The 26,432-nt window shown below is 70.5% G+C and carries 21 protein-coding genes and 1 other RNA gene; 13 read left to right on the top strand and 9 right to left on the bottom strand.

Annotated elements, in window-relative coordinates:
• Positions 1-597: 597 nt before the first annotated feature.
• Entirely contained in the window at positions 598-1,557 is a 960-nt protein-coding gene (locus ACWGKS_RS17685; RefSeq protein ID WP_452523222.1) for a quinone oxidoreductase family protein, read from the bottom strand.
• Positions 1,558-1,780: 223 nt separating this feature from the next.
• Here ACWGKS_RS17685 and ACWGKS_RS17680 point away from each other — a divergent pair, with 223 nt between their 5' ends.
• The 5 genes from ACWGKS_RS17680 to ACWGKS_RS17660 all read left to right on the top strand — a co-directional run bounded on the left by ACWGKS_RS17680 (position 1,781) and on the right by ACWGKS_RS17660 (position 7,825).
• Positions 1,781-3,277, top strand: coding sequence for a carboxylesterase/lipase family protein (locus ACWGKS_RS17680; protein ID WP_358505453.1), 1,497 nt, complete (start codon positions 1,781-1,783; stop codon positions 3,275-3,277).
• Between the two features lie 96 nt (positions 3,278-3,373).
• Complete coding sequence (locus ACWGKS_RS17675; RefSeq protein ID WP_358505456.1) at positions 3,374-4,117, top strand: GTP pyrophosphokinase; 744 nt, start codon at positions 3,374-3,376, stop codon at positions 4,115-4,117.
• 122 nt (positions 4,118-4,239) lie between these two features.
• Positions 4,240-4,743 carry a 2Fe-2S iron-sulfur cluster-binding protein gene (locus ACWGKS_RS17670; protein WP_452523220.1) on the top strand — a complete coding sequence of 168 codons (504 nt, stop codon included), beginning with the start codon at positions 4,240-4,242 and terminating at the stop codon, positions 4,741-4,743.
• Positions 4,740-5,729 (top strand): FAD binding domain-containing protein, encoded by a 990-nt coding sequence (locus ACWGKS_RS17665; protein ID WP_358505462.1) that lies wholly within the window; start codon positions 4,740-4,742, stop codon positions 5,727-5,729. Before ACWGKS_RS17670 ends, ACWGKS_RS17665 begins: the two co-directional genes overlap by 4 nt.
• A gap of 8 nt (positions 5,730-5,737) precedes the next feature.
• On the top strand, positions 5,738-7,825 hold the full coding sequence (locus tag ACWGKS_RS17660; RefSeq protein WP_452523217.1) for a xanthine dehydrogenase family protein molybdopterin-binding subunit: 2,088 nt from the start codon (positions 5,738-5,740) through the stop codon (positions 7,823-7,825).
• Between the two features lie 136 nt (positions 7,826-7,961).
• On the opposite strand, the gene ACWGKS_RS17655 is transcribed toward ACWGKS_RS17660, so the two are convergent.
• Together ACWGKS_RS17655 and ACWGKS_RS17650 are read right to left on the bottom strand one after the other, a co-directional pair.
• Positions 7,962-10,415 (bottom strand): Tex family protein, encoded by a 2,454-nt coding sequence (locus ACWGKS_RS17655; protein ID WP_452523215.1) that lies wholly within the window; start codon positions 10,413-10,415, stop codon positions 7,962-7,964.
• Between the two features lie 135 nt (positions 10,416-10,550).
• Positions 10,551-10,904, bottom strand: a complete 354-nt coding sequence (locus ACWGKS_RS17650; protein WP_358505471.1) for a hypothetical protein — start codon at positions 10,902-10,904, stop codon at positions 10,551-10,553.
• A 196-nt stretch (positions 10,905-11,100) separates the two neighbouring features.
• Here ACWGKS_RS17650 and ACWGKS_RS17645 point away from each other — a divergent pair, with 196 nt between their 5' ends.
• Positions 11,101-11,739 carry a winged helix-turn-helix domain-containing protein gene (locus ACWGKS_RS17645; RefSeq protein WP_358505474.1) on the top strand — a complete coding sequence of 213 codons (639 nt, stop codon included), beginning with the start codon at positions 11,101-11,103 and terminating at the stop codon, positions 11,737-11,739.
• A 38-nt stretch (positions 11,740-11,777) separates the two neighbouring features.
• On the top strand, positions 11,778-13,061 hold the full coding sequence (locus ACWGKS_RS17640) for an MFS transporter (RefSeq protein ID WP_358505477.1): 1,284 nt from the start codon (positions 11,778-11,780) through the stop codon (positions 13,059-13,061).
• Between the two features lie 56 nt (positions 13,062-13,117).
• Here the strand turns inward: ACWGKS_RS17640 and ACWGKS_RS17635 are convergent, their stop codons facing one another.
• The 3 genes from ACWGKS_RS17635 to ACWGKS_RS17625 all read right to left on the bottom strand — a co-directional run bounded on the left by ACWGKS_RS17635 (position 13,118) and on the right by ACWGKS_RS17625 (position 16,330).
• The gene (locus ACWGKS_RS17635; RefSeq protein WP_358505480.1) at positions 13,118-13,981 is read right to left on the bottom strand and encodes a deoxyribonuclease IV; all 864 of its coding nucleotides are present in this window, start codon (positions 13,979-13,981) and stop codon (positions 13,118-13,120) included.
• A gap of 47 nt (positions 13,982-14,028) precedes the next feature.
• Entirely contained in the window at positions 14,029-14,850 is an 822-nt protein-coding gene (locus ACWGKS_RS17630; RefSeq protein WP_358505483.1) for an alpha/beta fold hydrolase, read from the bottom strand.
• An 85-nt stretch (positions 14,851-14,935) separates the two neighbouring features.
• Complete coding sequence (locus tag ACWGKS_RS17625; protein WP_452456031.1) at positions 14,936-16,330, bottom strand: FAD-binding oxidoreductase; 1,395 nt, start codon at positions 16,328-16,330, stop codon at positions 14,936-14,938.
• Between the two features lie 41 nt (positions 16,331-16,371).
• Here ACWGKS_RS17625 and ACWGKS_RS17620 point away from each other — a divergent pair, with 41 nt between their 5' ends.
• The 6 genes from ACWGKS_RS17620 to ACWGKS_RS17595 all read left to right on the top strand — a co-directional run bounded on the left by ACWGKS_RS17620 (position 16,372) and on the right by ACWGKS_RS17595 (position 20,637).
• On the top strand, positions 16,372-17,358 hold the full coding sequence (locus ACWGKS_RS17620; protein WP_358505489.1) for a helix-turn-helix transcriptional regulator: 987 nt from the start codon (positions 16,372-16,374) through the stop codon (positions 17,356-17,358).
• 41 nt (positions 17,359-17,399) lie between these two features.
• Positions 17,400-18,272, top strand: a complete 873-nt coding sequence (locus ACWGKS_RS17615) for a Nif3-like dinuclear metal center hexameric protein (RefSeq protein ID WP_358505492.1) — start codon at positions 17,400-17,402, stop codon at positions 18,270-18,272.
• Between the two features lie 84 nt (positions 18,273-18,356).
• Positions 18,357-19,118, top strand: coding sequence for a zinc ribbon domain-containing protein (locus ACWGKS_RS17610; RefSeq protein ID WP_358505495.1), 762 nt, complete (start codon positions 18,357-18,359; stop codon positions 19,116-19,118).
• Positions 19,115-19,762: a histidine phosphatase family protein gene (locus tag ACWGKS_RS17605; protein ID WP_452523212.1), complete on the top strand. Its 648-nt coding sequence runs from the start codon at positions 19,115-19,117 to the stop codon at positions 19,760-19,762. The genes ACWGKS_RS17610 and ACWGKS_RS17605 overlap by 4 nt, the downstream gene beginning before the upstream one ends.
• Positions 19,763-19,773: 11 nt before the next feature.
• An RNA gene (rnpB, locus tag ACWGKS_RS17600) (RNase P RNA component class A) lies at positions 19,774-20,159 on the top strand.
• Between the two features lie 334 nt (positions 20,160-20,493).
• On the top strand, positions 20,494-20,637 hold the full coding sequence (locus ACWGKS_RS17595; protein WP_190318368.1) for a hypothetical protein: 144 nt from the start codon (positions 20,494-20,496) through the stop codon (positions 20,635-20,637).
• Here ACWGKS_RS17595 and ACWGKS_RS17590 read toward each other — a convergent pair.
• The 3 genes from ACWGKS_RS17590 to ACWGKS_RS17580 all read right to left on the bottom strand — a co-directional run bounded on the left by ACWGKS_RS17590 (position 20,589) and on the right by ACWGKS_RS17580 (position 26,319).
• Entirely contained in the window at positions 20,589-22,928 is a 2,340-nt protein-coding gene (locus ACWGKS_RS17590) for a bifunctional SulP family inorganic anion transporter/carbonic anhydrase (protein WP_358505500.1), read from the bottom strand. The genes ACWGKS_RS17595 and ACWGKS_RS17590 overlap by 49 nt on opposite strands.
• Positions 22,929-23,261: 333 nt before the next feature.
• Entirely contained in the window at positions 23,262-25,376 is a 2,115-nt protein-coding gene (locus tag ACWGKS_RS17585) for a hypothetical protein (protein WP_452523211.1), read from the bottom strand.
• 346 nt (positions 25,377-25,722) lie between these two features.
• A complete protein-coding gene (locus tag ACWGKS_RS17580) occupies positions 25,723-26,319 on the bottom strand; it encodes a YbhB/YbcL family Raf kinase inhibitor-like protein (protein ID WP_358505506.1) in 597 nt (198 codons plus the stop codon).
• Positions 26,320-26,432: the final 113 nt, after the last annotated feature.

Below are 26,432 nucleotides of genomic sequence, written 5' to 3'. Positions count from 1 at the left end.
CGCTGATGAGCAACTCAACATTGCCTTGACGCGTACGGTGCGGGCGGCAACAATCACGCGGCGGGGAAGGAGGGAGAACCCACCCCCACCCCGCCCAACAACCGGCAGATTCTCTAGCCAAGGCGCCCCACCAACCCACCCCACACAACGCCCAACAGCCGGAAGACTCGCGACCTTAAGCGCCCCACCACCCACGACCCACCACCCACCCGACACCCCCAGACACCCAAGCCGCCAAGCCACGATGCCCCGAACTCGCTCGGCTACGACTCTCTGCTCTGCCGCGTCACCGGACGGGCAGAAGGATCAGGGTGAAGGACGGCTGAAGGACGGCTGAAGGCGTCAGGACATCGCGCTGCGGGCCACGGACGAGACCGGAGCCGGCGTGGTGGCCGGCGGAGAGGCTACGAGAGATCTACATCGTCAAGGTGATGCGATCATGCGCTTGATTATGACCGATGCGATTGATTTACGAACGTCCTGGTCTCCAGAAGTCCCGAAGAGTCGGCCCGAAAAGTTCCAGACGCGCGTATCCACTCCCCACGTCGAGGCCGCGAACCACCGGCCTCGACGTGGACACAGGGTGAGAGCGCGAACTCAGGCGGAGGTGTCCAGGGTCAGCTTGCCGGTGGTGGCCCGTGAACGAAGGTCCTCGTGGGCCCGACGGGCCTCAGACAGCGGGTAGCTCCGGCCCTGGATCGGGCGCAGTTTCCCCTCGGTGACCAGGGCGAAGAGCTCTCGCATGGCGGTGCCGACCACGTCTCCGGGAAGCATCCAGGCGTGCGGCAGCCACATGCCGGCGACCGTGGTGGAGAAGCGCATGAGGTTGGCCGGCTGGACCGGCTTGGGCGCCTCACGGGAGGCCATGCCGTAGAACGCCAGGCGCCCGAACGGCGCCAGGGCGCGCACGCTCTCGTCTGTGACGCGCCCGCCCACCATGTCGAGTACGACGTCCACGCGGCGGCCCTCGTTGGCCTCGATGAGTGCGGCGGTCATGTCGGGCGCGGCGGAGTCCACCACCGCGTCGGCGCCCAGTTCCAGGGCCAGTGCGCGCTTGTCCTCGCTGCTCGCCACCGCGATCACCCGGCCGGCGCCGAAGTGCGCGGCCAGCTGCACCGCGAGGGTGCCCACGCCTCCGGCGGCGGCGTGCACCACCACGGACTCTCCGGGTTCCATGCGCACGCTCTTGCGCAGCAGGACCCAGGCGGTGGCGCCTTGGACGATGAGGGCGAGGGCGGCTTCGTCGGAGACGCCCTCGGGGATCTCGTAGGTCATGTTCGGGTCGGCCACGGCCTTCTGGGCGTAGCCGCCGCCCCCGTTGAGCAGGCCCACGACGCGGCGGCCGTCGGCGGTGCGTCCGGCGATCTCGGCGCCGGGGACCATCGGCAGTGTGGAGGGGGCCAGGTAGCTGTTCTCGGCTTGATGGGTGTCGGCGAAGTTCACGCCGCTGCGGGTGACGTCCACGAGGAGTCGTCCCGGGCCTGGCTCGGGGTCGGGCAGTTCGGTGGGGACGAGGACCTCGGGTCCGCCGAACTCGGTGATCTGGATGGCGCGCATGAGGGGTCCTTCCATCGGGGAGGCATACCGACCAGATGGTATGACATGGGGAGAGTGATGGCGCGGGCGCCCCGCCTGGGTCCTTCCTGGGTCGCCGCGGACACTCGGCCCAGGGTCGCGGCGTCCGGCCTGGTGAAGGCGTCGGAGTGGTTCGGGGCTTGCGCGGACAAACCTAACGTTGTTAGGTGGGGTGGACGCCGCGAACCCCCGAGGAGACCCCCACATGGACGCCGAGCAGATCGTGACGACCGTGAACGGACCCGTTCGCGGCACACCCTCGACCCGGGCCGAAGGGGTCACGGTCCATCGCGGCATCCCCTACGCCGCCGCGCCCTTCGGCGAGCACCGCTTCGCCGCCCCCGCCCCGGCCCCCCTCTGGGACGGGGTACGCGACTGTTCGGGGTTCGGTCCGCCCCCGCCCCAGGGCGAACAGCTCATCGGTGCCGCGCACTGGGACCCCGACACCTCGCTGGACTGCCTGGTCCTGAACGTGTGGACCGCCGCCTCTCCCGACTCCCCGGCCCCGGTCCTGGTGTGGATCCACGGCGGCGCCTACATCGTCGGATCCGGCGCCGAGGGCACCTACGAGGGCTCCCACCTGGCCGCCGAGGGAACGGTGGTGGTGAGCGTCAACTACCGGCTGGGCTTCGAGGGCTTCGGACACGTGCCCGGACGCCCCGACAACCGGGGACTGCTCGACCAGGCCGCCGCCCTGCGCTGGGTGCGCGACAACATCGCGGCGTTCGGCGGCGACCCCGACAACGTCACCATCGCGGGTGAGTCCGCCGGTGCCGGGTCCGTCATCGGCCTCATGGCCATGCCCGACGCCCACGGTCTGTTCCGGCGCGCCATCGCCCACAGCGTCCCCGCTGACACGATCACCGTCGGCACCGCCCGACGGGTGTCGGAATCGGTGGCCAAGGCCGCCGGGGTGCCGTTGGAGGCCGAGGCGTTGGCCGTGCTGGCCCCGGAGGAGATCCTGGCGGCCACCGACGTGGTCCTGTCGGGCAGCGGTACGTCGAGCAGGGGAGTGCGCACCAAGGCGTTCACCTGCTATGCGCCGGTGGTCGGCGGCCCCGAGCTCCCCGAGGAGCCGCTGGCGGCCATCGCCCGCGGCGACGCCACCGGCGTCGACCTGCTCGTCGGTCACAACACGGAGGAGTACCGTCTGTTCACCGAGCTCGGCCAGTCGGTGGAGATCGACGGTGAGGAGGCCTTGGCGGCCACCGCCGCCCATCTGGGATTGGGCGAGGACGCCGTGGGCGTCTACCGGTCGGTGTACCCCGACGTCTCACTACGCGGACTGTTCAACGAGATCCGTGGCGACGCCATGTTCTGTGAGTACTCGGTGCGTGTGGCCGAGGCGCAGGCCCGGGCCGGGGGCCGTGCGCACTTCTTCCGTTTCGCCGCCCAGAGCCGCACGATGGAGGGCAGACTGGGCGCCTGCCACGCTTTCGACCTGCCGTTCGCCTTCGGTAACCTCGACAGTGACCTGGCGGTCTTCCTGTGCGACGGCGAGCCCGACGAGGCGCTGCGAGCGCTGTCGGCGCGGATGGTCGCGGCCTGGCGTGACTTCGCCGCCACCGGTGATCCGGGATGGTCCGCGGTGCGACCGGAGAGCACCGTGGTGCGGGTGTGGGACGTGACCGACTCCGTGCGGGAGGGCGATGACTCCCCGCTCCGAGGGCTGTGGTCGAAGGTGGACTTCGCGCCGCGCTAGGTGCCCGCCGGCACCGGCCCCGGTGGCTTCGGCGCCGTCCACGGCACCGATGTATAACATGCGATCAGGGGGTCCATGGTGTCCGAGGGGACTGTTGTGGTGGAAGAGGTATCGGATGCGTTGTCGGAGGCGCGCGAGGACGTCACACGCTTCCTGCTGTCCTACAAGTTCGCCATCGACACCCTGATGGCGAAGGTGAACATCCTCAACGAGGAGTTCCGCTACACCAACGACCACAATCCGATCGAACACGTGGACTCTCGGCTCAAGTCACCGGCCAGCATCCTGGAGAAGGCGCGCCGGCGCGGCGTATCGCTGGACCTGGAGAGCATCGCCAGGGAGATCTTGGACATCGCCGGGATCCGGGTGACGTGCAGTTTCGTCTCCGACACCTATGCGATCCGGGACATGCTGTCAGGACACGAGGACATCCAGGTCATGGAGGAGCGGGACTACGTCCGCTCTCCCAAGGCCAACGGCTACCGGAGTCTGCACCTGTTGGTGCGCACCCCGGTCCGGATGTCGGACCGGACCGTCGAGGTTCCGGTGGAGATCCAGATCCGCACCATCGCGATGGACTTCTGGGCGAGTCTGGAGCACAAGATCTACTACAAGTACGCCAAGTCGGTGCCCCAGGAGTTGTTGGACGAGCTGCGGACGGCGGCCGAGACCGCGAATCGGTTGGACCAGACGATGGAGCGGTTGCACAGCGAGGTGCGTGAACTGGGCGACCGTGCTCAGGTGCCGCTGCCGGGGCCGGAGGAGCTGCGCAGGATCCCGATCGCCGACGAGTTGTTGGACGCCCTGGCCGAGAGGGTCAACGCGCGCCGTACCGATTGATCCCGGCCCGCCCGGCAAGAGCCGGTAAAACCTGGTGGCTCGACACGTTCCGACCGTTTGGCCGGTGCTCTGTGCGGTAACCCGTGGGGACGGGACCCGTCCGCTCTGGGGAGGAACCGGCCTTGGACACCACGATCACTTTGACGGTGGACGGTGAGCGCCGCGAGCTCACCGTCGACACCCGCACCACACTGCTGGACGCGTTGCGCGACGGTTTGGGGGTGTACTCGCCGAAGAAGGGCTGCGACCACGGCCAATGCGGCGCCTGTACCATCCTCCTGGCGGGGCGGCGCGTCCTGGCCTGCCTGGCCCTGGCCGTCGCTCACGACGGCGCGGAGGTGACCACGGCCGCGGGGCTCGGTCGGGGTGACGAGTTGCATCCGGTCGCGCGGGCGTTCCTGGACCACGACGGTTTCCAGTGCGGTTACTGCACGCCGGGGCAGATCTGTTCGGCGGTGGGCATGCTGGCCGAGGCCGAGCGGGAGTGGCCCAGCCACGTCACCGAGGACCTGGACGCTCCGGTGGAGATGGACGAAGCCGAGATCCGGGAGCGCATGAGCGGCAACATCTGTCGTTGCGGCGCCTATCCGGGCATCGTCGGCGCGATCGGGGAGGTCCTTCGATGATCCCGTTCGCCTACTCCCGTCCCGGTGACGCGGCCGAGGCGGTCGCGGCCGTCGCCGACGACCCCGGCGCGTCCTTCCTGGCCGGCGGCACCAACCTGGTCGACCACATGAAGCTGGGGATCACCTCGCCCACGGCCCTGGTGGACGTGCGGGAGGTGGTCGACGACGGTGTCGAGGAACTGCCCGGGGGTGGGGCCCGGATCGGTGCGGGGACGACCAACAGCGAGTTGGCCGCCCATCCGTTGATCCGCCGCCGCTATCCGTTGCTCTCCTCGGCTCTGCTGGCCGGGGCTTCGGGGCAACTGCGCAACATGGCCACGACCGGCGGGAACCTGCTCCAGCGCACCCGTTGCGTCTACTTCCAGGACGTCACGACCCCCTGCAACAAACGTGAACCGGGCAGTGGTTGTTCGGCCCTGGAGGGGCATGGGCGCGACAACGCCGTTCTGGGCGCCTCGGAACAGTGTGTGGCCACCCACCCCTCCGACATGGCGGTGGCGATGCTGGCCTTGGACGCGCAGGTGCGTGTGCTGGGCCCGTCGGGCGAACGTCGGGTGCCGCTGGCCGACTTCCACCGTCTGCCGGGGGTCGAACCCGAGCGCGACACCGTTCTCGAACACGGCGAACTCATCACCGCGGTGGAACTGCCGGCGCCGGAGGAAGGAGCCCGGTCGGCCTACCGCAAGGTACGTGAACGGGCCTCCTACGCGTTCGCGCTGGTCTCGGTGGCCGCGCTGGTGCGTGTGCGGGGCGGACAGATCACGGACACGCGGATCGCCTTCGGTGGCGTGGCCCACGCCCCATGGCGGGCCCGGCGGGCCGAGGAGGTGTTGCGGGGTCGACCGGTGACCGAGATGGCGTTCCGGGTGGCGGCCGAGGCCGAGTTCGCCGAGGCGCGTACCGGCCGGGACAACGCCTTCAAGGTGCCGTTGGCGATCAACACTTGCGCGGCGGTGCTGCGCTCTTTGACGGGGGTGAACGGGTGAGTGGCGAGATGACGGGCGCGAGGACCGGGGCCATCGGTGTGCCGATGGAACGGTTGGAGGGGCGGGCCAAGGTGACGGGCACCGCCCCCTATGCCTATGAGCACTCCTTCGAGGGCGCCCTGTACCTGCATCCGGTGCTCTCGACCGTGGCCCGGGGGCGGGTGCGTTCGATGGACACGGCGCGGGCCGAGGCGGTCGAGGGGGTGCGGGCGGTCCTGACCCCGTGGAACGCTCCGCGCCTGGCTCGGACCGACGACCGCGAGTTCACCGTTCTGCAGGATGGTGAGGTGTACTTCCGCGGCCAGTTCGTCGCCGCCGTGGTCGCCGACGGTCCCGAGGCCGCGCGTCTGGCGGCCGATCTGGTGGTCGTGGACTACGAGGTCCACCACCACCAGGTGGATCCGTCGGTGCCCGGCCGGGAGACCTATCGGCCGAGTGCGGACGACACCGGGGTGGAGGCCGACACCGAACAGGGCGATGTGGAGAGCGCCCTGACCGAGGCCATGGTGCGGATCGACCGGACCTACCTGACGCCGCGCGAGTACAACAATCCGATGGAACCGCACACCACGATCGCGCTGTGGGAGGAGGGTCCCGATCGGCTCACGCTGTACGACTCCACGCAGGGTGTGCACGTGGTGCGCGGGACCGTCGCGGAGGTCTTCGGGCTCGCATCCGAGCGGGTGCGGGTGATCTCCCCGCACGTGGGTGGCGGGTTCGGTTCCAAGGGGTCGGCCCACGCCCACAACGTCGTGGCGGTGTTGGCCGCGCGCGCCCTGCCCGGGCGTCCGGTGAAGTTCGCGCTGACGCGACGGCACATGTTCTCGTTGGTGGGGTACCGCCCGGACACGCGGCAGCGGATCCGGTTGGGCGCCTCGGCGGACGGCCGGCTCGGTGTGCTCGTCCACGACGTGGTGGAGGCGACTTCCCGGGCCAAGGAGTACGCGGAGATGAGCGGTGCGTGCTCGCGGATGATGTACGCGTCGCCCGCTCGTCGAACGTCGCACCGGTTGATCCCCTTGGACGCGCCGATCCCGTTCTGGATGCGTGCGCCCGGGGAGGCGCCGGGGATGTTCGCGCTGGAGACGGCGATGGACGAACTCTCCTACGCCTGTGGTCTGGACCCCATCGAGTTGAGGATGCGCAACGAACCGGAGCGGGATCCCGAGAGCGGTCTGCCCTGGTCGGGACGGAACCTGGTGGAGTGCCTGCGTCGGGGCGCGGAGCGGTTCGGCTGGTGGGATCGGGATCCTCGGCCCCGGGCGCATCGGGACGGCGATCGGTGGGTGGGCACCGGGATGGCCGCCGCCACCTATCCGAGACTGATCATGCCGGGGTCGGAGGCCGAGATCGTCCACGAATCGGATGGGCGTTACACGGTCTCCATCGGGGCCGCCGACCTGGGCACCGGAACCTGGACGGCCCTCACCCAGATCGCCGCCGACGCACTGGGGTGCGACACCGCGCGCGTGCGGTTGCGGATCGGGGACACGGATCTGCCCTCGGCCAGTGTGGCGGGTGGTTCGTCGGGGATCTCCTCGTGGGGTTCGGCCCTGGTGGCGGCGGCTCGTGTCTTTCACGAGGAGCACGGGAACGATCCGGCAGTCGGGGCGCGGTCGCGGGCCGGTACACCGCAGGACCCGGATCGGGAGAGGTACGCGCTGTATTCGTTCGGTGCCCACTTCGCCGAGGTGCGGGTCGACGTGGACACCGGTGAGGTGCGCGTGCCGCGGATGTTGGGGGTCTTCTCCGTGGGGCGGATCATCAATCCGAGGACCGCGCGGTCGCAGTTCGTGGGCGGCATGGTGATGGGGATGTCGATGGCCCTGCACGAGCAGGGCGTGGTGGATCCTCGGTTCGGCCACGTGGTCAACGGTGACCTGGCCGAGTACCACGTGCCCGTGAACGCGGACGTGGGTCGGGTGGATGCGGAGTGGTTGGAGGAGTCGGATCCGCATGTGAACGCCCTGGGTGCGGCGGGGGTCGGTGAGATCGGGATCGTCGGTAGCGCGGCGGCGGTGGCCAACGCCGCCTTCCACGCGACGGGCACCCGGGTGCGTGAGTTGCCGTTGACTCCGGACCGGTTCCTGGTGTGAGCGTGGCGGGTCGTGCCGGCGAGCACATCGTCTACACGGTTCGGCAGGCCTGGCGTATGGAGCGGGGTGGAGGAGGGGCCGGGGAGGTGTGTCCTCCCCGGCCCCTCGTGTGCCTCGTGGTGCTACTCGCTACTCGCTACTTGCTCAGGCCGGCACGGCGCAGGGCGTCGGCCATGGCGCCCGAGGGGGCAGGGGCGTTGTCGCGTCCGCCTCGACGGTCGCCGCCGTTGCCGCCTCGACGGTCGCCGCCGTTGCCGCCTCGACGGTCGCCGCCGTTGCCGCCTCGCTTGTCGCCACGGCCCTTGCCGCCGCCGCCGTTGCCGTTGCCGCGACGGCGTCCGTCGCGCTCACCTCGCTCACCACGGTCGCCGCGGCCGCCGCCCTGCGGGGCCTCGTCGTCCAGGCGCATGGTCAGCGAGATGCGTTTGCGCGGGATGTCCACGTCCTGCACCTTGACCTTGACGATGTCACCGGGCTTGACGATGTCGCGTGGGTCTTCCACGAACTTGTTGGACAGCGCCGACACGTGCACCAGACCGTCCTGGTGCACGCCCACGTCCACGAACGCGCCGAAGGCGGCCACGTTGGTGACCACGCCTTCCAGGATCATGCCCTGTTCGAGGTCGCCCAGCTTCTCCACGCCCTCCTTGAAGGTGGCGGTGGCGAAGGCCGGTCGAGGGTCGCGGCCGGGCTTGTCCAGCTCGCTGAGGATGTCGGTGACGGTCGGCAGACCGAACTTGTCATCGACGAAGTCCTCGGGGCGGATGTTTCCGAGCGCCTTCTTGTTCCCGATCAGCGTGGACAGGTCGCCGCCGGTCGAGTCCAGCATGCGTCGGACCACCGGGTAGGCCTCGGGGTGGACCGCGGAGGCGTCCAGCGGGTCGTCGCCGCCTGGAACCCGGAGGAAGCCCGCGCACTGTTCGAAGGCCTTGGGGCCCAGGCGCGGCACCGAACGCAGCGCCTCTCGGGTGCGGAAGGGGCCGTTGGCGTCACGGTGGGCGACGATGTTGCGGGCCAGGGTGGAGGTCACCCCGGACACTCGGGTCAGCAGCGGTACCGAGGCGGTGTTGACGTCCACGCCCACACCGTTCACGCAGTCCTCGACCACCGCGTCCAGTGAACGCGAGAGCTTGGCCTCGGCCAGGTCGTGCTGGTACTGGCCCACGCCGATGGACTTGGGGTCGATCTTGACCAGCTCGGCCAGGGGGTCCTGCAGACGGCGCGCGATGGAGGCGGCGCCGCGCAGGGACACGTCCAGGTCGGGCAGTTCCTCGGAGGCGTAGGCGGAGGCCGAGTACACCGACGCGCCGGCCTCGGAGACCATCACCTTGGTGAGCTTCAGGTCGGGGTGAAGCTTGATGAGGTCACCGGCGAGCTTGTCGGTCTCTCGGGAGGCGGTGCCGTTGCCGATCGCCACCAGTTCCACGTTGAACGCGGCGCACAGTTCGGCCAGGCGGCCGATGGAGCCGTCCCAGTCACGGCGTGGGGCGTGCGGGAAGATCGTGTCGGTGGCCACGACCTTGCCGGTAGAGTCGGTGACGGCGACCTTCACGCCGGTGCGCAGGCCCGGGTCCAGGCCCAGTGTGGAACGGGTTCCGGCCGGGGCGGCCAGCAGCAGGTCGCGCAGGTTGGCGGCGAAGACGTTCACGCCGTCGTCCTCGGCCTGTTGCCATAGGTGCATGCGCACGTCGATGTCCAGCCGGACCAGGACGCGGGTGCGCCAGGCCCAGCGCACGGTGTCCTGTAGCCATCGGTCGGCCGGTCGGCCCCGGTCGACGATGTCGAAGTGGGAGGCGATGGCGTTCTCGTAGCCGCTGCGCGGCACGGTGCCGTCGGGGCCCGGGTCGGGGGTCTCCTCCGGCTCCAGGTTGAGGGTGAGGATCTCCTCCTTCTCGCCCCGGTACATGGCCAGCACGCGGTGGGAGGGCAGCGCGGTGAGGGGTTCGGAGAAGTCGAAGTAGTCGGCGAACTTGGCGCCGGCCTCCTCCTTGCCCTCACGGACGGTCGAGCCCAATCGACCCTTCTCCCAGAGGCGTTCGCGCAGGTGGCCGGTGAGGTCGGCGTCCTCGGCGAAGCGTTCCACCAGGATGGAGCGGGCGCCGTCCAGGGCGGCCTTGGTGTCGGCCACGCCCTTGTCGGCGTCCACGTAGGAGGCCGCGACCTGCTGCGGGTCCTGGGTGGGGTCGTCGAACAGTCCGTCGGCCAGGGGTTCGAGACCGGCCTCGCGGGCGATCTGTGCCTTGGTGCGGCGCTTGGGCTTGTAGGGGAGGTAGATGTCCTCCAGACGGGCCTTGGAGTCCGCCGCGTTGATGCGGGCCTCCAGCTCGTCGTCCAACTTGCCCTGGGAACGGATCGACTCCAGGATCGCGGCTCGACGTTCGCCCAGTTCACGTAGGTAACGCAGGCGTTCCTCAAGTTCGCGCAGTTGGGCGTCGTCCAGCGCGCCGGTGACCTCCTTGCGGTACCGGGCGATGAAGGGCACGGTCGACCCGCCGTCGAGGAGCTCGACGGTGGCACGGACCTGGTGCGTGCCCACGCCGAGTTCCTCGGCGATGCGCTGGTCGATCGTGGGTGTCACAGGGGTCGTCACTTGGTCAAGTCCACTCTTCGGCTGTTCGGTGCGCGGACATTCTCGCGGCGCGCGGGGGTGTTGTCATCCCGGCACGTCGTCGGTTCGTCACTCCCAGGTTCCCGCATCCGTGGAGGTGGTCGGTCCCGGGAGGTGTCAGGAGCCGTTGCCTTCGAGGAAGTCGGGGGCGTAGTACTCGTCGACGGGTGTGGGTCCGCGGTAGCCCTGGCACATGCACTGGCGGTAGGTGGAGTCGGCCTGTCCCGTCCAGCGGCCGGGGATGACCACCTGGGTCAGGCAGCGCTTGGTCTCCTGATCGTGGAAGACGAGGTTGTGACCGCAACCGCAGATGGGCTGGGGGTTGGCGGGTCGGCCCTGGCCGCCGTGGAGGGCGCGGGGGTCTTGGTGGGGGTGGAACTGTCGGGTGATCTGCCGCTTGGTGGTGGCCCGGCCCGCGAGGTATCCACCGACCGCGATGGCCACTCCGATGACCATGGAAACCGGATCCATGCGGTGACACGCTCCTTTGTCCTGAAACTCTTGCGCCTCGGCTCGCGCTCGACGTGCGCTCGCTCCCATTGTCACCCATACGACGGTGGCTGACGAGGAGGAGGTTCCTTCCTCGGGGGAGCGGTTCCCCGAAGTTTCCCAAAGAAAATTCTGCAAAGGTATTTTTGCAAAGGTATCTTTGGGATACGGTTTCGGTATGAGCGAGGAACCCGAATCCACCCCACCCCGGCCCCTCGACGTCGGTGCCGAGGCCCTGCGCGGCCTGGCCCACCCGCTGCGTGCCCGCATCCTGGACGATCTCCGGTCCCGGGGCCCGGCCACCGCCACCATCCTGGGTGAACGTCTGGGGGAGAGCAGCGGCTCCACCAGCTACCACCTGCGCCAACTGGCCCGGTTCGGGTTCGTGGAGAACGACCCCGGACACACGGGCAAACGGGATCGTTGGTGGCGGATCCGCCCGGGCGGCTGGCGTTTCAACGGAATCGACCACCTGCGCGACCCGGCCACCCGCGAGGCCGCCGAGATCGTCCTGGACCGCTACTACGGCGGGCGTCGGGAACGGCTCGACCGGTGGCACGCCTTGACTCGGGAACGGCCCGACGAACCGGCGGTGCGCCGCTGGCTGCAGGCCATGCAGGACTCGGTCTCCCACGCGCGGATGACCCCGCGGGAGACCGAGGAGTTCGCCGGTGCGCTACAGGAGTTCATCCGCTCCTGGACCCGCCGTTTCGATGGCCGAACGGCCCGAAGCCACCCCGACACCGAGGCGGTGGAGTTGCAGACCGACCTGTTCCCCGACCTCGTCGAGGAGGACGTCGAACCCGACGAGCGGTAGAGCCACCTGAGATTCCACCCCCCATCAGGAGCCACACCATGACCACCGCACCCACCACCACGAACACCACCCGCACCGAGCGTCTGGGCGCCGACTTCCACCGTTTCTGGGGCGCCGGCGTGTTCACCAACCTGGCCGACGGCATGCTCGTCGTGGCGTTGCCGCTGATCGCCGTGTCACTCACCCAGGACCCGCTGCTCATCTCCGGGTTGACCGCCGTGCGGTTCCTGCCCTGGCTGCTGTTGGCCCCGTTGTCGGGGGTGCTCATCGACCGAGTGCACAGGATGCGCGCCATGGTCGTGTCCAACACCCTGGCCACCCTGGTCATGGTCGCCCTGTTGCTGTCCCTGGTGACCGGGAACCTGACGATCTGGGTGCTGTACGCGGCGATCTTCGCGGTCATCACCTGTGAGACCGTCACCGACCCCGCGAGTCGTATCGCGGTGGTCCGGCTGGTTCTCCCACGCCTACTGGACCGGGCCAACAGCCGGGTGGAAGGGGGCCGGCTGGTCGCCCAGGACTGCCTGGGGCGGCCGGTGGCCGGCTTCCTGTTCGCGGCCGGCGCGGCTGCGCCCCTGCTGGGCATCGCCGGTTCCTACGCCCTGTGCGTGGTGCTGTTGTGCGCCATCCCGATGGTGTGGCGCCGCTCCGTCCCGGCCGGCGAAGAGGACTCGCGTACCGAGTCCGAGGGGTTCTGGCGCTCGACCGGGGAAGGGTTCCGACAGGTCTTCGGCGACCGGATCCTGCGCGGCAACATGCTCTGCAACGCCGGGATGATGATCGGCGCGAACATGGGCGGCGCCGTGCTGGTGCTCTACGCCCAGGGCGACCTGGGGGTCTCGGCCGCCTACTTCGGGGCCTTCACCATGTCCTCGGCGGTCGGTGGTGTGCTCGCCACGCTGGTGACGGACCGACTGATCGTCCGTCTGGGACGGCGCACGGTCGTCCTCGGCGGTTACCTGGGGGTGGCCGCGGCGTCGGTGGCGGTGGCCCTGGCCCCTGGTGCCTCCACGGCCTTCGTCTTCCTGGTCGGACTCGGATTCTGCATCGTGGCCTCCAACATCGCGGCGAGCCCCTACTACCAGACCGTGGTCCCCGACCGTGTGCGCGGGCGGGTCAACGGGGCGAGCAAGATGATCGGTTGGGGCATCACCCCGATCGGAGCGCTGCTGGGCGGGACACTCGGGCGCGTCGACCTCGCGTTGCCGTTCCTCGTCGGTGGGGTGATCATGGCCGGCACCGCGCTCCTCGCCAGGAAGGTCATCGCGGAGACGGCCCGCCGGGCCGACCTGGCCCTGTCCGAGGAGGCTCGGCAGGGGTGAAGGAGACGGGCCCGCCGAATCGGGAAGATCCGGTGGGCCCGGCGGGCGATGCCGTCTCAGGCCTGCTCGCGCAGCTTCTTGAGGGTGGTCACGTCCTCGGCGTGGGGACCCTCCGGCCCGGGGGTCTCCAGGGTGATGGGGACCCCGGCGGTCACCGGGTGGCGGAACAGCTCGGCGAAGGGTTCGGCGCCGATGTGGCCCTTGCCGATGTTCTCGTGCCGGTCCTTGTTGCTGCCGCACGGCGCCTTGGAGTCGTTGCAGTGGATGAGTTTGAGCCGGTCGGCGCCCACCACCTCGCCGAAACGGTCCAGCGCCTCGCGCATGCCCTCCACCGTGGAGATGTCGTGCCCGGCCGCGAACAGGTGCGCGGTGTCCAGGCACACACCCACGTTGGGGTGCCAGTCCAGGGCCTCGAAGTAGGGGACCAGGTCGTCGACGGTGGCGCACAGCACCTGACCCTGCCCGGCCATGGGCTCCAACAGCAGCGGGGGCACGTCCCCGCCCAGCCGTTCCAGCATCGGCAGCAGGCGCTCGCGGGCACGGGCCAACCCGTCCTCACGGGTGCCCGAGACGGCCGAACCGGTGTGCATGACCGCGCCCAGCGCGCCGATCCGCGCGCTTCGCCGCAGTGCGTGCTCCATCGAGGTGATCGACTTGGCGGCGGTCTCCTCGCTGGGGGTGCCCGGATTGATCAGGTAGGGGGCGTGCACGAACACGGGCAGGTCGGCGCGCTCGCGCATCATCGCGTCCTGGGCGGGGTCGCCGTCGTTGGTGGCCCACCCGCGGGGGTTGGACACGAACACCTGGACGGTCTCGGCGCCGATCTTCTCCGCGTAGGCCAGGCCCTTGGTGGCCATGCCGCCCGCGACCGGGACGTGCGCGCCGATCGGGGACTGAGGTCTTTGTTCGGTGTTGTTCATCGTCGAACCACCTTAGGCCGTGCGGCCGCTCACACGGGCGGTGGCCCTCAGCGACGTTCGCGCAGTTCGGTGAGCATCCCGGGGAGTTCCCACAGCACGGTGACGTGGCCGTGGTCGGGCAGCATGCGCAGTTCGGTCCCGGGTACGAGCCCGGCGGTGTGCGTGGCGTGCGCCAGGGGCACCACGGTGTCCTGGTCGCCGTGGGCCACCAGGAACGAAGAGGCGACGGTCGAGGGATCGAAGGTCCAGGGGCGGCCCTGGACCCAGGCGTCCTGGGTGTAGCCGCCGACCCCTTGGGCGAAGGCCTCCTTGGCCGAGGCGGCCAGGTGCGGGACGTGTCGGGTGGCGAACAGCCTCCGGTCCGGTTCGGGCCACTCGGAGGGGCCTTCGCCGAGGTTGCGCTCGCCCCATTCCAGGGCGGCCCTCTCGTCGGGCAGCCGCATCATGGCGCACTCGTCCGGTGAGTAGCCCTCCCACGCCGGTGCCCAGGAGAAGTCGGTGACCCCGCCCAGGACGACCGTGCCGTGCACCCGGTCGGGCAGCAGGGCGGCGGTGACCACGCCGTAGGGGCCGCCGGAGGAGTGCGCGGCCACCAGGAACCGGTCCAGGCCGAGGGCGTCGGCGAAGGCGGCCATGTCCTCGGCCCAGTCGGTGAGGGTTCGCCCCGGGGCGGGGGCCGAACCACCGTAGCCGGGCCGGTCCGGGGTGAGCACCCGCAGACCGGCCGACCTGAACTCGGCGTGCTGGTCGCCCAGGTTCCGGCGACTCATCGGGGCGCCGTGGAAGAACAGGACGGGGGTGCCGTCGGGGTCGCCGATGTCGGTGTAGGCGACCTGACGTCCCTGGAGCTCGACCGTGGTGTCCCGCATGCAGTTCGCGCCTCCCGCTCGGTGGTGCCCGCACTCTAGGCGGCGCCCTCTCCGGCGGCAAACAGGGGACACGCCTTGTGGCCCCTCACCGTCGCGGGGTCAGGGGCCGGTTGGTGTGGACGCGGCCGTGCGGGTCCACTCGGTCCCGGATCGCGACGAGCCGGGCCAGGGCGTCGGGTTCGTACATGCGTGCCACGTCCGAGGTGGGGACCGGACCGAAGTTGAGGTTGCTCGCGAGCCCCAGGGTGTGTTCGGTCAACAGGCCGGTGGCCCGCGCGCGCAGATCCGCCATGGCGTCGGTGTCGTGCGGGGTGGCGAAGGTGAGCACGCCCAGGGCGTGGGTGGCGGCACGGTGGCTCACCGCGGCCGGGACCTTCGGCGGCCGTGACATGGCCCCGCCCAGGTGACGCAGCGACACCAGGCTCATGAAGGGGCGGTCGGCCGCCATCAGCTTCGACAACGCGGTCATCGCGTCCTCGCCCGGGTCGGTGAGCATCATCGCGCGGCCTCGGTAGGGCGCCGGGTCGTCGTGGTCGTCGAAGACCGTCTCGGACTCGGCGTAGGGCAGGACGCGCGTGGTGTCCCTGAGGACGGGAGCGATGGACCGCAGCGGCTCCACCCACGTCGGGCCCTGCGCCAGGGGGCCGCACCAGGCCACGGACAGCTGGACCACCATCCGTCCGCGCATGGGCTCGGGTACGCCCTCCACATCGGGGTAGACCAGGGCGCAGGCCCCGGAGGTCATCTCCTCGGGCACCGTGGCGGTCCAGCGCAGCCACGCGGCCAGGGCCTCGGGTATGTCGGTGGCGTCCAGGTACAGGCTGCCGCCGTACAGGTGGGAGACCGGGAACAGCGCGAACTCCATCCCGGTGACCAGGCCGAACGATCCTCCGCCGCCGCGCAGTGCCCAGAACAGGTCGGGTTCGGTCTCGGCCGTCACCCGATGGGTCTCACCGTCGGCGGCGACCAGGTCCAATGCGTGCACGTGGTCGGCGGCGTATCCGTGCCGGCGGCCCATCAACGACATTCCACCGCCCAAGGTGTAGGAGACCGCGCCGACCGCGGGCGCGCTGCCCGACAGGGGTGCGAGCCCGTGCGGGGCGGCGGCGTCGATGACGTCCCGCCAGATCGCCCCGGCCCCGACCCGGGCGGTGCGGCGCCGGGGGTCCACCTCCACGGTGTCCAGGGCGGTGGTGTCCACCAGGATTCCGCCGCTCGCCCCGGTGCCGCGGCCGTGCCCGGTGCGTTGCGCGGCCACGGGTACGCCCAGTTCGGCGGCGGTGCGTACGGCGGTGCGCACGTCCTCGGTGTCGGTGGCGCGCAGTACGGCGTCGGGTGTGTGCGGGGACAGGGATTGGGCGCCGGAGCGGGCCCGCTCGAACCCCTCGGAGCCGGGTGCGTACACCCGATCCCTGTGCGCCTGTCCCAGGCGCGCTCGCAGTGTCCTCGTCACGTCGTTCGTGTGCTTCTGATCGCTCATGTGGTCACGGTAGAGACCAATGCGGTCACATCATGGCCGCGATGGCCGGCAGGATGATGGGCATGGTCGAGACCGAGTCGGTCCGCGCGGGATTGCCGCAGCGGCTGTTGCGCCTGTTGTCCCTACTTCAGGTGCGCCGGGAGTGGAGCGGGGCCGAACTCACCGAACGGCTCGGTGTCAGTGCTCGAACCCTGCGCCGTGACGTGGAACGCCTGCGCGACCTGGACTACCGCGTCGAGGGCACCCCCGGGGTGGCGGGCGGCTATCGGCTGGTCTCCGGCTCGGACCTGCCTCCGTTGCTGCTGGACGACGACGAGGCCGTGGCCATCGCCATGGGATTGACGACCGTGCAGGGTGTGGGTGAGAGCGCGCTGCGTGCCCTGGCCAAACTCGAACGGCTACTGCCCGCCCGCCTGCGCCCCCGGTTGTCGGCGGTGGCCGGGGCGACCTCGACCGTGCCCCACCCCGACACCCCGGGCGTGGACCCCACGGTCCTGGGGATGCTGGCCGCCAACAGCCGCGATCGGGTGGTCACCGACCTGGTCCACCGTTCCCGTTCCGGGGAGCGCACCGAACGTCGCGTCGAACCCCACCACCTGGTCCTGCACGGTGGGCACTGGTACCTCATCGCCCACGACACCGACCGTGCGGACTGGCGGACCTTTCGGGTCGACCGGATGAGCGACCCGCGGCCCACCCATGGGCGCTTCGAGCCCCGCGAGCTGACCGCGCCCGACCCCGCGACCTTCCTCACCCGCCACTTCGCGCGCGGCGAGTACCGCTACACCGCCACGCTCACCCTGGGGCTGCCCGCGGAGGAGGTGCGTCGGCGCGTGTACGGGCCCCTGCCCGGCTCCCTCACCCCGTTGGACGAGGGGCGTTGTCGGGCACGGCTCAGCGCCGACACCGTCGACCTGGTGTGTCAGTACGTCGCGGTGTTGTCGGCCCTGGGCGCCGAGTTCACGCTGGAGGCCCCACCGGAGGTCACCGACCGTCTCCACGCTCTGGGTACCCGGCTCGGCCGATGAGGCGTTCGAGTACGTGCGCGGTGCCACGGAACGTTAGTCTCGTGCCCGTGAGCACCTCGACCACGCCCTCGGCCACCCTTTCCGACGTCGTCACCGCCTTCGAGGAGGTCTACCCGCCATCGTGGGCCGCCTCCTGGGACGCGGTCGGCCTGGTCTGCGGAGACCCGGAACAACCGGTGGATAAGATCCTGTTCGCGGTCGATCCGGTGGACGCCGTCGTCGACGAGGCCCTCACCCGGGGCGCCGACCTGATCATCACGCACCATCCGCTCATGCTGCGCGGGGTCACCAGCGTGGCCGCGGACACCCCCAAGGGTCGGATCGTGCACCGGCTCATCCGTTCGGGTGTGGCCTTGTACACCGCACATACCAACGCCGACACCGCCTCACCGGGGGTCTCCGACGCCTTGGCGCGCGCCGTCGGGCTCACCGGACAGCTGCGCCCGCTGGACCCCGACACCACCGACCCCGAGGGACGGCGTGGAATCGGGCGCATCGGTGAACTGCCCGCCCCGCTCGTGCTGGGCGACTTCGCCGACCAGGTCGCCCGAGGGCTGCCGGCCACCGCCGCGGGCATTCGGGTCGCCGGAGACCTGGACCGCCTGATCAGCACCGTGGCCGTCTCCGGTGGCGCCGGGGACTCCCTGTTGGGCGCGGCCCGCGCCGCCGAGGTGGACGTCTACGTCACCTCCGACCTGCGCCACCACCCGGCCTCGGAGTTCGTCGAGCGGGCCGGTGGTCCCGCCCTGATCGACACCGCGCACTTCGCCAGTGAATGGCCGTGGTTGGCCGACGGTGCGAGCCACCTGGGCGACGCGCTCGGGCGTTCGGTCGGCCCGAATGGGGCTAACGTGGAGATCCACGTGTCGACCACCGTGACGGACGCCTGGTCACGGACCTTCCAACACGTGTAGAACCCGCAGTACCGAAGACCACAACTGCACAGAGCGCGGGCGGCCCTCGAAGGCCTCCCCACCGCGATCCTCAGGAGACCCCAAGTGAAAGCCGAACCCGCCGCGCAGGCCAGACTCCTCGACCTTCAGAGCCTGGACTCCGAACTCCAGCTTCTGGAACACCGTCTCCACACCCTGCCCGAGATCGCCGAGGCGGCCCGGCTCAAGCAGCGGGCCGACGCCCTGGAGGCCGATCTGATGGCGGCCCAGACCAAGGCCTCCGACATCCAACGCCACCAGCGCAAGGCCGAGAGCGACGTCGAGCAGGTGCGAGCCCGTGCCGACCGTGACGCCAAGCGTTTGGAGTCGGGTGCGATCACCAACGCCAAGGACCTGCAGAACCTGCAGTCGGAGATCGAGTCGTTGGGGCGTCGCCAGTCCGAGCTGGAGGAGATCGTCCTGGAGGTCATGGAGGAGGCCGAGACGATCAACGCCGACGTCGTCCGTCTGGGTGAGGAGCGCGAGGCCGCGGTGGCCGAAGTCACCGAGGTCACCGCCCGCCGTGACACCGCCGCCGCGGAGATCCAGTGGGACCGAACCCGCCTCGGTCAGGACCGTGAGCGGGTGGCCGGTGAGATCCCCGACGACCTGATGAAGCTCTACGACAAGCTGCGCGGCCAGTACGACGGTGTGGCCGTCGCCCCGCTGCGCTATGGCCGCTGCAACGGTTGCAAGTTGGCGTTGAGCACCATGGAACTCAACGAGATCCGGGCCGCGGCGGCCGACGAGATCGTCCGCTGTGAGGACTGCCGACGCATCCTGGTGCGCACCGAGGAATCGGGCCTGCACGCCCCCGTCGCGGAGTGAGCCGCGCCTGGGGTGCTCCCGACACCGAACCGACCCGGCTGCTCCTGCTCCGGCATGGGCGGACCCCGCTGTCCGTCGAACGGCGCTTCGCCGGACGCGGTGACATCCCCCTTACGGAGACCGGTCACGCCCAGGCCGAGGCGGCCGCGCGCCGTGCGGCCGAAATCGGTGTGGACGTGATCGTGTCCTCGCCGCTCGCGCGTACCCGGCTGACCGCCGGGTACGCGGCCGACCTGCTGGGACTTCCGGTGGAGTTGGACGAGGGGTTCGTGGAGACCGACTTCGGGACCTGGGAGGGGTTGACCTTCGCCCAGGCGCGCGAACGCGACGCCGAGCACGTGGACCGTTGGCTGTCCGACCCCGAGACGGGGCCGCCCGGGGGAGAGAGTTTCGCCCGGGTGGCCGAACGCGTCGCGAAGGCCCGCGATGCCCTGCTGGAACGCCACCGGGGCCGTCGGGTGCTGCTGGTCGGCCACGTCACCCCGATCAAGGTCATCGTCCAGCAGGCGATGCTCGCCCCCATCGAGGCGTTGTACCGCATGCACCTGGACACCGGGTGCCTGACCGAGGTGGACTGTTACGCGGATGGCCCACAGGTGGTGCGCTCCCTCAACGACACCGCCCATTTGAAGGGGCTAGACTGACCCTCAGAGGGGGAGTCGGCCAGACGGTCGCGGATCCGCGTTCGGCGCGGGTTCGAGGAAAGTCCGGACTCCACAGGGCAGGGTGGTCGGTAACACCGACCCGGGGTGACCCGCGGGACAGTGCCACAGAAAGCAGACCGCCACCGTTCGCGGTGGTAAGGGTGAAACGGTGGTGTAAGAGACCACCAGCGGCCGGAGTGATCCGGGCGGCTAGGTAAACCCCACCCGGAGCAAGGTCAAAAAGAGAACCTTCGGGTTCTCGCGCGGATGTTCGAGGGCGGCCCGCCCGAGTCCGCGGGTAGACCGCACCGAGGTCGTCGGTAACGACGGCCCCAGATGGATGACCGTCCGGTCCGTCAGGACCCGACAGAATCCGGCTTACCGGCCGACTCCCTCCTCTCTTGGCGTCCGGCCTGCGAATACCTCGCCCATGGCCACCTCGATGGCCCACGAACCCGTCGATACGGCGTCGGTGGCCGCGCCCTTGTGATTGGTCTCGATCTCCCGCGCCGATGACCCCCGGTGCCCGACCGAACCCCGTCCCGCGGCGCGTATCGGCGTGGGGCCGGATACGCCGGGGATACGGGGATACCGCTTCGTGGTGATGGTCCGAACCCCTGTGGCACCGGTAGATTGACCCATGCGCTCCGGTCCCCCGGGGCACGAACGCCCGCGGGCCCGATGGGGTCGGGCCGACGGGCATCCGCGTTCATGGGAATGGGTGACTCTCGTTGGACTCCACCGCCGTCTGGGTGGTCCTCTTCGGCCTGCCGATCCTGGCGATCGTGGCGATCATCCTGCTCGCCATGTACCAGGCATCAGGCGTTCAGCAGGACGGGCGTGACGACGCCCCGGACGACGATTCCGCCGGCTGAGGCGGCGGGACCGGTTCGGACCCGCCCCCGACCCCCTGGACCGGATCGAAGCCGCCGGTCGCGGGGTCCAACAGGTGCACCCTCGCCGACTCCAGGTCGTAGTACATGCCCGAAAGGGTCAGCTCGCCCGACTCCAGTTTCTCGCGGACCGTCGGGTGCCTTTCGAGGTTGTCGAGCTGCTCGACCACGTTGGCCTGGGCCAGGCGACGTAGCGCCTCGGCGGTGGGCAGCGCGGTGAGCTCGGCGTGTTCGGCGTGGGCCCGTCGCAGGCTCGCGTCGCCCTTGGCCAACCAGCGGCGGATGTGCGTGGTCGCCACTTCCTCGGGCTCTCGGTGGGTCCGGTCCAGGAGTGCCTGCATGGCCCCACAGCGAGAGTGACCGCACACCACGATGGAGGGCACCCGCAACACGTTGATCGCGTACTCGATCGCGGCGCCCACGGAACCGTCGGGGTCGTCGGGGGCGGGCACCAGGTTGCCCACGTTGCGCACCGTGTACAGGTCGCCGGGTCCGCTGGCGGTGATCAGGTTGGGCACCACCCTGGCGTCGGCGCAGGTGATGAACAGCGCGGTGGGACGGTGGCCGTGTTCCAGTCGGCTCATCACCGAACGCATCCGGTCGGCGGTGCTCGCGTGGTACTCCCGGGCTCCGGCGGTGAGCAGACCGATCGGGTGGGCCTCCTCCTCGGTCCGGGCGCGGTCGCGCATGTCCCAGGGCGCCCACCAACGGCCCTTGGGCACGGTCTTGGCGGCCGGGGCGGAACGGGTGGAGCTGCGCGCGTACCACTGCTCGTGCACCTCGTCGATGTCCACGCTTCCACCGGTGCGTTCGTGGTCCACCCGCCAGGCGTGGATGGCCTCGAAGGCGGCGTGGTCCATGAAGTCCACGTGCAGGTCCAGGTCCACGCGGGTTCCCGTCGGGACGGTGCGCAGCACGTGCGTGAGGCGGGGCACCCCCAGGAACGTGAGTGAGCCGTCCACCGTCACGTGCACGCGACCGTCGTGTTCCTCGGTGGTCACGGTGAGCCTGGTCAGCCGTCGCAGGGACATGATCATGGCGAGCGCGAACCCGATGCACACCCCTTCCAACAGTCCCAGGAACACCACGGTGGACAGGGTGATCAGGTAGACGGCGGCCTCGTGGTGGCGGCGCAGGTCGCGCAGGTGCGCCAGGGACACCATCTGTGTGCCGATGAACACCAACAGCGCGGCCAACGCCGCCATCGGGATCAGTTCGACCACGTGTGCGAAGAACGCCACGAACAGCAGGATCCACACCCCGTGCAGGATCGTGGAGAGCGGGCTTCGGGCCCCGGCGCGCACGTTGGCGGTGCTGCGCACGATCACCCCCGCGACGGGCAGCCCACCGAGGGCGCCACTGACGGTGTTGGCGGCGCCCTGGCCGCACAGTTCGCGGTTGAGTCGGACGCGGCGGCCACTGTGCAGGCGGTCCACGGCGATGGCGGCCAGGAGCGATTCGACACTGGCGACCATGGCCACGGCCGCCACCGCCAGGGCGATTCCGTGCCACTGGCCGGACTCGGGCAGGGCGGGTCCGTTCCACGCCTGGGCCAGGGAGGCGGGCAACGTGACGGTCTCGACCTCCCAACGTCCCAGGGTCGCGATGACGGTGGCGGTGCCGACCGCGACCAGCGCGGCCGGGATCACGCCCGGTCGGACCCCGGCGATGGCGGGCAGCCGGTTCCAACCGAACATGATGGCGATGGTGACGACCCCGACCAGGACCGCCGCGGTGTGGTTCTGCGCGACCTGTCGAGGCAGGTCGGCGATGTTGGCCAGGGCGGAGCTCTGGGGCGCGCCGCCCAGGACCACGTGGAGTTGGGCCAGGGCGATGGTCACGCCCACCCCGGCGAGCATGCCGTGGACGACGGCGGGGGAGACGGCCAGGGCGGCGCGCGCGATGCGGAACGCGCCCAGGGCCAGTTGGACCAGGCCCGCCAACAGCGTGATCAGGCAGGTGACCCGCCAGCCGTAGGTCAGGATCAGGTCGGCGACGATGATGGTGAGTCCGGCGGCGGGGCCGCTGACCTGGACCACCGAACCGCCGACCAGGCCGGCGACGATGCCGCCCACGACGGCGGCGATGATGCCCGCGATGAGGGGCGCGCCGGAGGCGACGGCGATCCCCAGGGACAAGGGGACGGCGACCAGGAAGACCACGAGGGAGGCGCCGATGTCGGCGGCCGGTCCCTTGCGGTCCGGGTGGGTTTCCGGCGGCGGGGAGGTCTCTCCTCGCCGCCCGGGTAGTGCTCCCTGGACGTCGTTGCGCATGGTTGCTCCGTTCGGGTCGAACCGGGCGGGTGCGCGCGAGGGCGCACGTGGACGGGGGTGTGCGGCGGTGCGCCTGACAGCGGGGACACCCCGATGAGTGCATGTTCAATCACTCATTGTAGTCAATATTCATGACACCGAGTGACGAATCATCGCGGTTCCGGTGACCGCTCTCGTCACTGGGGGCGTCGGGGGAAACGAACGGGACATAAGAAAACCGAGGTGGCGGGGTTTCCGCCACCTCGGTGGGGTGAGGCGATGAATCCGATGTCGTTCCCGCGGGGCCGGGTCGATGTCACGCTCGGTCGCCCGAGGCCGGTCCCGGCCATACGGTCACCGGAAGCGCCCGTCCTCGTAACCGCCCTCGTAGTAGTCCTGGCCGTAACCGGGGCGGGGCTCCTCGTCGTAGGGTCCCTGGCCCGGCCGCGGGGCGGGGCCACCGTACCGCGGGCCCGCGCCGGGTCGTTCGCCCTCGGGGTGCCGGTCGTCCACCTGCGGGTAGCCGTAGTCCGAGGGTGGGAAGCCCCCGCCCAGCATGTCCGAGTAACCGCCCTGGCCACCGGGGCTCTGCGGGGGCCCGCCCTGGCCCAGCGGTCGTCCGAACCGATCGGTCTGTGGTGGCCGCTGCTCGCTGTAGGGCAGGCCGCTGAACTGGCCGCTCTGGTAGGTGCCGTACCCGGGGTCGGTGGGGTATCCGCCGGTCGGATACGGGGCGGATCGACCCGGCCCGTCCTGTCCGCCGGGTCCACCGGGCATCTGCGTGGGCCCACCGGACCCTCCGTAACCGGGTCCCTGCGGGGAGTCCCACAGGGGGGCGTTGCCTCCGTGGCTCGTGCCGGGGGCCCCGGGCATCGTGGGCCCGCCCGGTGCCATCGGACCACTGGGGACCCCGGGTCCACCGGGCACGCCCAGGGCGCCCGATGCGCCGGGAGTGTCGAACCGGCCGAGGTCACCCTGGCCGGTCGGTCCGCCCAGGTGGCCCGATCGGGTGTGGGTGCCGCTGTCGTAGGGGTTGCGTTGGTGGGTTCCGGTGTCGTACTCCGGCCGGGTGAAGGAGTCGGTGTCGTAGGTGGGGCGGCTGTGTTGGCCGGTGTCGTATTCGGGGCGGGGTGGTGTGAGCCCGCCTTGGTGGCTCGGCCGGGTGTGGGTGCCGCTGTCGTAGGGGTTGCGTTGGTGGGTTCCGGTGTCGTACTCCGGCCGGCCGAAGGAGTTGGTGTCGGCGAGGTCGGGAGCGTAGGGCCCACCCTGGAACGCCCCGGACGGGTAACCGCCGGTCAGCGGATCCGAACCCGGCCCGGGGGCCGGGTGGCCGGGCACGTTCGGGCCGCCCATGGGTTGACCGGGCGCGGGCATGGCGCCCGAGGGGCCACCGAGACCGGACCCACTCGGTGTGCTCGGCGTACCGGGCATGCCGTAGCCGTTCAGGTCGGAGCGCTGGTGGGCGCCGGTGTCCATGCTGGACCAGATCGGCGACCTGAAGTCTTCGCCGGGGTTGGGCCGGAAACCCGGGTCGAGCGGGTCGGAGGAACCCGACCCCGTCCCCAGGGGGGTGCGGTCCGAACCGTAGGGGTCGGAGGAACCCGACCCCGTCCCCAGGGGGGTGCGGTCCGAACCGTAGGGGTCGGGAACGTCGCCCCCCTCGTTCAACCCGAGCCGCTCGGACTGGGTGAGCGGCTCACGCCCCTCGAAGGGGTCCCCCGTCGAAGGCGGTGGTGGGGTCCAACCGGTGCCCAGCGGATCGTCGGCGCGCACCCCGGAGTCGATGGGCGTGGTCGGCTGCGACGGGGGCAACCCCTGCGTGGGCGGAAGCGCCGACGGAGTGGGGCCCGAGTCCAGGGCGGCGGGACTGTGCCGCGGCTCCGGGTGTCGTGGTTCGGGGCGCTGGGGCGGCGGGGCGCCCGGGGGTTCACTGTGTCCGAGGCCGGCCAGCATGGCCAGGTCCGAGGCGCTTCCGCGCGGGACCCGGTCCTCGACCGGGGCGTCGACCATCGTGGGTGGGCCCTGATCCGGGTGGCCACCGCGCACGGGTTCGTCGTCGTAGTCCTCATAGCCGTCGACGTCCCCCGCGTCGTAGGCGTCGTCCCTGCCCCTGTCCCGGGGGCTCGTCTGCGCGGGCCCCTCGTCGTTCAGACTCGACCAGAAGTCGTTGTCGGAGAGCCCGTCGGAGTCGTCCTCCCAGTCGACCTCGCGTTGCCGCCGCCCCTTGGGCCGTCGCTCCGGCCTGCTCGGCCGGCGACCACGGTCCCCCTCGTCATCGCCGTCGAGGTCGGCCCGCCCTCGACCCCGGCCTCGGGCGGGCCGGTCGTCGCGATCGTCCTGGACGTCGTCGTCGTAGTCGTCGTCATAGTCGTCGTTCGAGCCGAGGCTGAGCGCCCGCATCCCCAGTAGGAGGAGCACCAGCACGGCGAGCACGACGATGACGGCGATGATGATGATGGTGACGGTCATGGTGTACGCACTACCTTGGGGAGGTCTGCCGCGTCCGGGGCGCACCGGGTGTCGGTCGGATGAGGACCGGCCGGGGGAGGGTGGCGCACTGGTTCCGGCCGATCGCGGGGTCGCGGACCCACTCCGCCTTCGCGAAGTGGGCGCCGAAGCCCCGCTGCGGTCTCGAACCGGGATACCGCGCGGCGGGTGGGCGGAAATCGGTCATCTGAAAAGGGGCGGGGGACACAGCCCTACTGTATGTGCTGTCGTGCGCTGTGTGCAGAGGGCAACGGGAGCTTCCTCGGTTCGTTCCCGGGCCGCTGGGGGGAAGGCGAGGCCGGGTGTGAAATGGCCGGTATGAGCTATTTCACCCGCTGTTGGTGATGAGGGAGCCCCTGGCCACGGCCTGCGCGGCGATGTTCTCCAGCGTCAGGTCCAGTGCCGCGCCCTCGGGCAGATCGAGGGGTTCGTTCAACGCGTACACCGTGAACCGGTAGGAATGCGTGTCGTCCTCCGCGGGGCAGGGCGCTCCGTAGGCGGCCTCTCCCGAGCTGTTCTGACCGATCTTGGCGTCGGCCGGCACGGTGTTCTGTCGAAGCTCCACCAGCTGCGGGTCCAGGTCGGTGACGACCCAGAACACGAAGGCGGCCTCGGGATCGTCGACCACCAGCGCGATGGAACCCACGTCGTCGGGCAGGCCCGACCAGCTCAACGGCGGGGAGACCGACTCACCCTCGGCTTCGCAGGTGTAACTGGCGGGCAGAGGTTGCCCCTCCTGCATCATCGGACTGATCACGTTGATGTCGGTGGGCATCTCGCCGCTCAGTTCCGTGTTGAGCACGCCACAACCGGTCGACGCGAGCAGGGCGGCCCCCGCTACGACGGCACCCGCACGGGCATCGGGACGGGTGCGGGGGGCGCCGCGTTCGGCGACGGTCCGGGTGAAAGGCAAGACCGGGAACAAAATGGGGCTCCTGCTGGACTTTCGGGCCATAAGGCGAGACTCGCTGTGCACCGGACCCGGCACACGGGAGGTAGGCCCCGGTACCCGTCGCGGTGGAACCGTGCGCGCGAGGG

This window comes from Nocardiopsis sp. NPDC055879, from assembly GCF_053615935.1.
This window is presented reverse-complemented; position numbering and strand designations above follow the sequence as displayed.